The sequence below is a fragment of the Actinosynnema sp. NPDC004786 genome (assembly GCF_053601135.1).
The window spans coordinates 35,234-44,405 of sequence record NZ_JBSGBG010000010.1 but is presented as its reverse complement, the minus strand read 5'-3'; the positions used below and the strand labels follow the sequence as shown (position 1 = coordinate 44,405).

Genomic DNA, 9,172 nt, shown 5'->3' with positions numbered 1-9,172 from the left:
GTTCAGTCCTCGATCCAGTTGTACTTGCGGGCCATCCCGACCAGGTTCTTGCGCACGTTCAGGATCTGCTCCGCGGTCATCCCCGGCGCGGAGGTCAGCAGCGTCTCGGTGACCTCCTGCAGGAACCGCTTGGTCGACACGACCTCGCAGTACACGTCCCCGCCGTTGACGTCGTCGCCGGACGGGTAGGTCGACGTGCCCGAACGCGGGGACGCCTCGCGCACCAGGCTGACCCGGGACGCCTTCGGGCCGCGCTCGCCCAGCTCCACCAGGAACTCGACCAGGGCGCCCGGCGCCAACAGGCGCTTGTCGAAGTCGATGTCGTTGACGTGGATGAAGACGTCCTCGCCGCCCTCGTCGGGCGAGACGAAGCCGTACCCGCGCACCTCGTCGAACCGGACGACCTTGCCCCTGACCACCACCGCAACCCCTTACCGCCGCATGTGCCACACCCGTGGCCACCGCACCGCGATCGTAACGCGTCCGGACGACGACTGACCGGGGCTCCAGCATGCTTCAGCTCCCGCGTGCCCGCAGCCCGACCCCCGACGGGTGTGTCAAACCTTCACAAGGCATCACGGCAGGTGGACAATCTTCGCCGAAAACCCGCGCACCCGGAGGAGCACCCATGCCCCGATCACGGTCGTTCGCGCTCGTCCTCGCCGCCGCCCTGCTCGTCGCCGCGCCGGCCGCCGACCTGGCCGCGCCCGCGTCCGCGCAGGCCGACGACGCGCTGCGGCGCGACCTCCAGGCGATCGTCACCGACCCCTCGCTCGACGGCGCGGACGTGGGCCTCGTGGTCCGCCACGCCGGGACCGGCGCGGTGCTGTTCGCCTCCGGGGCCGACCGGCGCGGCCAGCCCGCGTCCAACGGCAAGCTGCTCAGCTCCGCCGCCGCGCTGGAGATCCTGGGCCCCGACCACCGGTTCCGCACCACCGCGGCGGCGTCCGGGCCGGTGCGCGGCGGGGTGCTGGCGGGCGACCTGCACCTGCGCGGCACCGGCGACCCGACCGTGCTCGCCGCCGACTACGACGCGTTGGCCGCCGAGGTCGCGCGCCGCGGCGTCAAGCTGGTCCGGGGCAGGCTCCTGGCCGACGACACGTGGTTCGACGACGTGCGGCTGGGCACCGGCTGGGCGTGGGACGACGAGCCGTACTACTACAACGCCCAGATCTCGGCGCTGACCGTCTCGCCGGACACCGACTACGACGCGGGGACCGTCATCGTGCGCGTCGCGCCCGGCGCGGCGGGCGCGCCCGCGACCGTGACCACCGAGCCGCCGACGGACTACGTCACCGTGGTCAGCACCGCGGTCACCGGGCCGCCCGGGTCGGCGTCGAGCGTGACCGTCGAGCGCCGGCACGGGGCCAACGTGATCGACGTGCGCGGCACGGTCCCCGCCGGCGGCGCGGCGGTGTCGGAGTGGAGCACGGTCTGGGAGCCGACCGGGTTCGCCACGTCGCTGTTCCACGACGCGCTCGCCCGCCACGGCGTGCGGGTGCTCGGCGGCACGGGCCTCGGCGCGACCCCGGCGGACGCGCGCGTGCTGGCCGAGCACCTGTCGATGCCGCTGTCGCGGCTGATGGTGCCGTTCCTCAAGCTCAGCAACAACATGCACGCCGAGGTCCTGGTGAAGGCGGCGGGCCGCGCGGTGTTCGGCGAGGGGAGCTGGACCGCCGGGCTGCGCGCGATGACGGCGCGGCTGGCCGGGCTCGGCGTGGACCCGGCGGCGCTGTCGCTGCGGGACGGCTCCGGTCTGTCCAGGATGGACCAGGTCGCGCCGGACCAGGTGGCCGCACTGCTGCTCGCGGCCAGGGCGAAGCCGTGGTTCCCGGGCTGGTACGACGCGCTGCCCGTGGCCGGTGCGGGCGACCGGATGGTCGGCGGCACGTTGCGCAACCGGATGCGCGGCACGCCGGCCGAGGGCAACGTCCGCGCCAAGACCGGCAGCCTGACCGGCGTCAGCGCCCTGTCCGGGTACGTGACCACGGCGGACGGCGTCCCGCTGGTGTTCGCCATGATCAGCAACAACACGCTCACGTCGGCGAAGCCGGTCGAGGACGCCGTCGCGGTGCGGTTGGCGGGCCACCGGGACGGGCAGGACGCGGCCGCGGTGCGGATCGCGCCCGCCCCGGACCACCCCGTCGAGCTGGAGTGCGGTTGGACCAAGTCCTGTTAGGGCGTCCCGCGCGCCGGGTCAGCGCGGGACCGCGTGGGGTCCGTTGACGGGGACCACGGCGTCGCGCACCTCGGCCACCAGGGCGCGCATGGCCAGCTCGGCCGCCTCGGGGTGACGGGACGCGACCGCCCGCGCCACCTCCTCGTGCAGGTCCAGCGCGCTCGGCACGGGCTTCTCCGGCATCAGGCCCAGGCTCGTCCGGCCGCGCAGGACCACGGCCACCACGTTCGTGAGCGCGGCGAACATCTCGTTGCCGCCGGACTCCAGGAGCAGCGCGTGGAAGGCGACGTCGAGTTCGAGGAACTCGTCGAGCCGGCCCTCCTCGCCGAGCCGGCGCATCCGCCCGGCCAGGTCGAGCAGGCGGTCGCGCTCCCCGGCCGACGCGTTCCACGCCGCCCGCGCCGCCGCCACGGGTTCGACCGCGATCCGCAGCTCGGTGAGCGCCCGCAGCTGCGCGTCGCGGTGCGGGCCCGCCAGCCGCCACCAGATCAGCCGCGGGTCGTAGACGTGCCACGCCGACGCGGGCTGCACCGTGATGCCGACCCGCCGCCGGGACGTCACCAGGCCCATCGACTCCAGCACCCGCATGGTCTCGCGGGCCACCGTCCGGGAGACGCCGAACCGCTCGCGGATGCCGTCGAGGGTCAGGACCCGGCCCTCCGGGAGATCACCGCTGGTGATCTGGAGCCCGAGGGTGTCGAGCACGGAGCGGTGCAGGGCGTCGCCGCCCTCCTGGCGTGGTACCGGCACGGCAGCAGGGTATCCCCCGGGCGGCCTTCCTCGACCGCATCAAAGGTGCTACCTTTCGCCGCCAAAGGTACTACTTTTGATCGTCTCGTCGTCGCAGCCGAGGGGTGTCGCATGACCACCAGCGCCGAGCCGACCTGCGTGGTCGTGATGGGCGTGTCCGGATCGGGCAAGAGCACGGTGGCCCGGTCGCTCGCCGACCGGCTCGGCTGGCCGATGGCCGAGGCGGACGAGTTCCACCCGGCCGCGAACATCGCGAAGATGTCGGCCGGCACCCCGCTCACCGACGCCGACCGCGCGCCCTGGCTGGCCGCGATCCGCGACTGGATCACCGGGCGCGCCGCCGCGGGCGACAGCGCGGTCGTGACCTGCTCGGCGCTCAAGCACGCCTACCGGGACGTGCTGCGCGGGGCGGGCGCGCGGGTCCGGTTCCTGTTCCTGCACGGCGACCCGGACGTGATCGGCGACCGGATGCGCCGCCGGTCCGGCCACTTCATGCCGCCGTCCCTGCTGCGGTCCCAGCTCGACGCCCTGGAACCGCTGCGGCCCGACGAGGACGGCGTCGCGGTCGACGTGGCCGGCCCGCCCGAGCGGATCGTCGACCGCGCGATCGCCGGACTGCGCCTCGCCGGCCCCACCCCCTGACCCTTCGAGAGCGACGGAGCTGCCGATGACCACCACCGACGACTGGGTCCAGACCCTCGGCGCGGGCGCCCTGCTCGGCATCGCCGGGGGCGCGATCGCCCTGCTGCTGATCCTGATCATGTACCTGCGGGTGCACGCGTTCCTGGCGCTGGTGGTGGTCAGCCTGCTGACCGCGTTCGCCGCGGGCATCCCGGCGGGCTCGGTGGTGTCGATCCTGACCACCGGGTTCGGCACCACGCTGGGCAGCGTCGCGCTGCTGGTCGGCCTCGGCGCGATCCTGGGCAGGCTGGTCGAGGTGACCGGCGGCGCGCAGTCGCTGACCGACGCGCTGATCGCCCGGTTCGGCGAGCACCGCGCGCCGCTCGCGCTCGGCGTCAGCTCGCTGGTCTTCGGCTTCCCGATCTTCTTCGACGCGGGCCTGGTCGTGATGCTGCCGATCGTGTTCGCGGTGGCGCGCCGGCTCGGCGGCGGCGTGCTGCGGTACGGGCTGCCCGCCGCGGGCGCGTTCTCCGTGATGCACGTGTTCGTGCCGCCCCACCCCGGGCCGGTCGCGGCGACCGAGCTGCTGGGCGCGGACGTCGGCCTGGTGATCGCGTTCGGCCTGCTGCTGTCGATCCCCACCTGGTACGTGACCAGCTACCTGTACGGGCTGTGGGTGGGCAAGCGGCTCGTGCTGCCCGTGCCGACGATCCTCAGCGGCGGACCGCAGGAGGAGGACCGGCAGGACCCGCCGCGGCCCGCGACCGTCGTCGCGCTGCTGCTGCTCCCCCTGGTCATGATCTTCACCAACACCGGCCTGGACGCCGCGCGGGCGGCGGGGTGGGTCGACGGCGACGCCACGTGGTTCGCCGTCGCCCGCGCGCTCGGCGCGACGCCGGTCGCCCTGCTGGTGACCGTGCTGGTGGCGTCCTACGTGCTCGGGGTGCGCCGCGGGCACGGCAAGGCGGCGGTGGAGAAGCTGGTGGACTCGGCCCTCGGGCCGGTGTGCGCGGTCATCCTGATCACCGGCGCGGGCGGCATGTTCGGCGCGGTGCTGCGGGCCGGCGGCATCGGCGACGCCCTGTCCGACGGCCTGGCCGACCTCGGCCTGCCGGTGTTCGTGGCCGGGTTCGTGATCGCCGCCGCGTTGCGGGTGGCGCAGGGTTCGGCCACGGTCGCGCTGACCACCGCGGCCGGCCTGGTGCAGCCCGTGGTGCAGGCGGGCGGGTTCAGCGCGGTCGAGCTGGCCGCGATCGTGCTGGCGCTGGCGGCCGGCTCGGTGATCGCGAGCCACGTCAACGACTCCGGCTTCTGGCTGGTCGGCAACCTGATGGGCATGGACGTGCGGACCACGTTGAAGACGTGGACGGTCATGGAGACCACGATCAGCCTGATGGGCTTCGGCCTGGCCTCGGTGGTGTTCCTGCTCGGTTGACGGAGGGTCGGCGTCCGGGGGCCGGGGCCGCGGTTCGGGACCAGGGTTCGGGCCGGGGGCCGCGGTTCGCGGGCCGGGCCGCTCGGGTTCGGGGCCGGGGCCGCGTCGGCAGGGTCGGCCCCTCGCGCGGTTCGGCCCTCGCGGTCCGGCGGCCCTCGCGCGGTCCGGCCCACTCACGCGGTCCGGGCTGCTCGCGGTCCGGGTTCCTCGCGGTCCGGTTCTCGCGGTCCGGCACCCTCGCGCGGTCCGGCCGCCCCCGCGGTGGGCGTCGCACCGGCCGGTCACCGGTGCGACGCCCACCCCGGGACGTTAGGTTCCGTCCATGAACGAGACCCCGGACATCAAGCCGCGCAGTCGCGACGTCACCGACGGCTTGGAGAGGACCGCCGCGCGCGGGATGCTGCGGGCGGTCGGGATGGGTGACGAGGACTGGGCCAAGCCCCAGATCGGCGTCGCCTCGTCGTGGAACGAGATCACGCCGTGCAACCTCCCGCTGGACCGGCTCGCCAAGGCGAGCAAGGACGGCGTGCACGCGGCGGGCGGGTACCCGCTCGAGTTCGGCACGATCTCGGTGTCCGACGGCATCTCGATGGGCCACGAGGGGATGCACTTCTCCCTGGTGTCGCGCGAGGTCATCGCGGACAGCGTGGAGACGGTCATGCAGGCCGAGCGGCTGGACGGGTCCGTGCTGCTCGCGGGCTGCGACAAGTCCCTGCCGGGCATGCTCATGGCGGCCGCGCGGCTCGACCTGGCCAGCGTCTTCCTCTACGCGGGCTCGATCCTGCCCGGCCGGGTCAAGCTCACCGACGGCAGCGAGCGCGAGGTGACGATCATCGACGCGTTCGAGGCGGTCGGCGCGTGCGCGCGGGGCCTGATGAGCCGCGAGGACGTCGACCTGATCGAACGGGCCATCTGCCCCGGCGAGGGCGCGTGCGGCGGCATGTACACGGCGAACACGATGGCGAGCGCGGCCGAGGCGCTGGGCATGTCGCTGCCCGGCAGCGCCGCGCCGCCCGCCACGGACCGGCGGCGCGACGGGTTCGCCCGGAAGTCGGGTCAGGCCGTGGTGGAGATGCTGCGCCGGGGCATCACCGCGCGGCAGATCATGACGCGCGAGGCGTTCGAGAACGCGATCGCCGTGGTGATGGCGTTCGGCGGGTCCACCAACGCGGTGCTGCACCTGCTGGCCATCGCGCACGAGGCCGAGGTGGAGCTGAGCCTGGACGACTTCACCCGGATCGGCGCGAAGGTGCCGCACCTGGCCGACGTCAAGCCGTTCGGCCGGCACGTGATGACCGACGTGGACCGCATCGGCGGCGTGCCCGTGGTGATGAAGGCGCTGCTGGACGCGGGCCTGCTGCACGGCGACTGCCTGACCGTCACCGGCCGCACGGTCGCCGAGAACCTGGCCGACATCGCGCCGCCCGACCCGGACGGCACGGTGCTGCGCGCGATGGCCGAGCCGATCCACCGCACCGGCGGCATCACGATCCTGCGCGGCTCCCTCGCGCCCGACGGCGCGGTGGTCAAGTCCGCGGGGTTCGACTCGGACGTGTTCACCGGCACCGCCCGCGTGTTCGACCGCGAGCGCGCGGCGATGGACGCGCTGGAGGACGGCACGATCACCGCGGGCGACGTCGTGGTCATCCGCTACGAGGGGCCCAAGGGCGGGCCGGGGATGCGGGAGATGCTCGCCATCACGGCCGCGATCAAGGGCGCGGGCCTGGGCAAGGACGTCCTGCTGCTCACCGACGGCCGGTTCTCCGGCGGCACGACCGGGCTGTGCGTCGGCCACGTCGCGCCGGAGGCGGTGGACGGCGGGCCGATCGCGTTCGTCCGCGACGGCGACCCGATCACGCTCGACGTCGCCAACGGCACGCTCGACCTGGGCGTCGACCCGGCCGAACTGGAGGCCCGCCGCGAGGGCTGGTCCCCGCTGCCCGCCCGGTACGAGCGGGGCGTGCTGGCGAAGTACGCCAAGCTCGTCGGCTCCGCCTCGGGCGGCGCGGTCTGCGGCTGACCGACCTGCGGCCGACCGGATCGCGATGCCGGCCGGCACGGCCCCCGGGTGACCGGAGAGCGGTGCCCGCCGGCGCGGCCCCCGAGGGGACCGAAGCGCGATGCCGGCCGACACGGCCCCCGGGTGACCGGAGAGCGGTGCCGGCCGGCGCGATCCGCGGGTGACCCGCGAGCGGTGCCCGGCCCGGCGCGGGTCGGGCACCGCTCGGCGGCGTCACGGCAGCGGGTACTCCGCGATGTAGACCGGAGCGCCCACGTTGGTCATGTCGGCCGGGCCGCCCACGCCGTTGACCACGTGGTCGATCACGCCCGCGCTGAGGTTGACCGTCATGATGTGGTGCAGCCGCACGCCCGGCGTCTCCGGCACCTCGAAGCCGTTCTCGGTGTGGATCGACGGGTTGTTCTGGTTGAACACGTACACGCCGCCGCCGTGCAGGGTGTGCTTCTTCACCCGGTCGCCGACCTTGTAGCCGGCCCAGCCCTCGACGTCGCCCTTCATCCAGTCGGCCTGCGTCGGCGGGTCGTAGGGCAGCTCGTTCTGGTAGAGCACGACCGTGCCGCGCTCGCCGTTCCACACCGTGTTGTGCCGCTGGAAGTGCTCCACGAACAGCCCGGTCGCGGTCACGTCGTCGCCGTTGACGACCACGCCGGTGAGCCCGGTGTTGGTGTTCCACCGCTGGGTGTCGGTGAAGCCCTCGACGCCGTGGTCGGCCCGCCACACCCAGGTGTGGTCGATGAGCACGTGGTCGCTGTTGACCTCCAGCGCGGTGTCCACCTTGCCGACGTGCGGACCGCCGACCCGGAAGTAGACGTCGGACAGCGTGGTCGGGTTGGCCGGGTTCGACGGGCGGTGGCCGTGCTTCTTGCCCACGCGCAGCAGCACCGGCGACAGCTCGGTGCCCGCGTCGATCGTGACCCCGGCGACGACGACGCCCGGCACGTCCGCGACGTCCAGCGGGATCGCGCCGTCCACGGCGGTCAGGGTGGCGTGCCCGAGGCCGAGCACGACCGTGTCGGCGCGCTTGACCTCGATGCTGCGTGCGATGTCGTACACGCCCGGCGTGAGCAGCAGGTGCTTGCCGCGGGCGAGCTGGTTGTTGATGTCGCGCACGGAGTCGCCCGGCTCGGCGACGAAGAACTCCGACAGCGGGATCGTGCGGCCCGGGGTGGGGCCGTCGGCCCACGAGACGCCGCTGGTGTTCTTGCGCGCCGCCGGCACGCGCACGTTGTACCGGCCCTTGTCGTCCACGAACAGGTAGGGCTTCTCGCGGCTCACCGGGGTGGTGTCGAGCGTGGTGTACGGCGGGTTCGGGAACGCCGAGTCGTCGGGCGCGCCCGCGACCCCGGAGAACACCTGGTTCCACACGCCGTTCGACCAGCTGCCCAGCTCGCTGTTGCGGGTCAGCCACTGCTGCTGCGAACCGTTGACCACGGACGGCAGCCGGGAGTCGGCGATGAAGCCGCCGCTGGCGTACTGCGGGCCCGCGGTGCAGTAGTCCATCAGCGTGAACGTGCCGCTGGTGACGTTGAGCCTGCGCAGCGACACGGCCTGGGACACGGCCCAGAAGTTCGCCCCGGAGCGGCAGCCGTCCTGGCCCTTGCCGTCGATGTTGATCGTCAGGTTGCCCAGCGTGCGCCAGAAGTTGACCAGCGCCAGGCAGTTGCCGGTGCCGCCGTCGGCCAGGCAGCGGTTGTAGACCTCGACCTTGCCGTTGATCACCACGTCGGTGGGCGACGCGCCGAGGCCGGCGATCTCGGTGTAGTAGCCGACCTTGAGCTGCAGCGGCTGCTCCGCGGTGCCGTAGTGGCCGGGCTTGAACAGGTACGCGTACCGCCGGGTGCCCATCTCGTTGTCGACCTGGGCGGCGTGGGTCGCGTCGAGGGCGGCCTGGATCTCGGCGACCGGCATGGACGGGTCGAAGACCTTGACGTTGACGCCGAGGTCGGTCGAACCGCGCCGGGGCGGGTCGGCGCTCGCCCCCGGTGCGGCGGCCGTGGCGGCGGCGAGGGCGAGTCCGAGCACGAGCACCCGGCGCAAACCCGTGTGAGCGCTCCCACGTCTGGCGTGGCGCATGATCGTCATTGACATGCCTCTGGGGTGGTGGTGCCGACCGCCTCCCGCACGTGAGAGCGCTCTCTCGTCCGGGGCGGTCGGGCGTTGGCGATGT

General features: G+C 73.7%; 7 protein-coding genes. 4 read left to right on the top strand and 3 right to left on the bottom strand.

Going from position 1 to position 9,172, the window contains the following annotated elements; translation table 11 throughout:
• Positions 1-2 precede the first annotated feature (2 nt).
• Positions 3-419, bottom strand: coding sequence for a cold-shock protein (locus ACWEFJ_RS11000; protein WP_378087571.1), 417 nt, complete (start codon positions 417-419; stop codon positions 3-5).
• 209 nt (positions 420-628) lie between these two features.
• On the opposite strand from ACWEFJ_RS11000, the gene dacB reads away from it, so the two are divergent.
• Positions 629-2,179, top strand: coding sequence for a D-alanyl-D-alanine carboxypeptidase/D-alanyl-D-alanine endopeptidase (gene dacB / locus ACWEFJ_RS10995; RefSeq protein WP_449713639.1), 1,551 nt, complete (start codon positions 629-631; stop codon positions 2,177-2,179).
• Positions 2,180-2,197: 18 nt separating this feature from the next.
• On the opposite strand, the gene ACWEFJ_RS10990 is transcribed toward dacB, so the two are convergent.
• Positions 2,198-2,929 carry a FadR/GntR family transcriptional regulator gene (locus tag ACWEFJ_RS10990; RefSeq protein ID WP_378087567.1) on the bottom strand — a complete coding sequence of 244 codons (732 nt, stop codon included), beginning with the start codon at positions 2,927-2,929 and terminating at the stop codon, positions 2,198-2,200.
• A 111-nt stretch (positions 2,930-3,040) separates the two neighbouring features.
• Between ACWEFJ_RS10990 and ACWEFJ_RS10985 the strand changes: the two genes are divergently transcribed.
• The 3 genes from ACWEFJ_RS10985 to ilvD all read left to right on the top strand — a co-directional run bounded on the left by ACWEFJ_RS10985 (position 3,041) and on the right by ilvD (position 7,005).
• Positions 3,041-3,571, top strand: a complete 531-nt coding sequence (locus ACWEFJ_RS10985; RefSeq protein ID WP_449713638.1) for a gluconokinase — start codon at positions 3,041-3,043, stop codon at positions 3,569-3,571.
• Positions 3,572-3,596: 25 nt separating this feature from the next.
• The gene (locus ACWEFJ_RS10980; protein WP_378087563.1) at positions 3,597-4,985 is read left to right on the top strand and encodes a GntP family permease; all 1,389 of its coding nucleotides are present in this window, start codon (positions 3,597-3,599) and stop codon (positions 4,983-4,985) included.
• Positions 4,986-5,307: 322 nt separating this feature from the next.
• The gene (gene ilvD, locus ACWEFJ_RS10975) at positions 5,308-7,005 is read left to right on the top strand and encodes a dihydroxy-acid dehydratase (protein ID WP_378087561.1); all 1,698 of its coding nucleotides are present in this window, start codon (positions 5,308-5,310) and stop codon (positions 7,003-7,005) included.
• A 213-nt stretch (positions 7,006-7,218) separates the two neighbouring features.
• Here the strand turns inward: ilvD and ACWEFJ_RS10970 are convergent, their stop codons facing one another.
• Positions 7,219-9,033 (bottom strand): hypothetical protein, encoded by a 1,815-nt coding sequence (locus ACWEFJ_RS10970; protein ID WP_449713637.1) that lies wholly within the window; start codon positions 9,031-9,033, stop codon positions 7,219-7,221.
• Between the last annotated feature and the right edge of the window lie 139 nt (positions 9,034-9,172).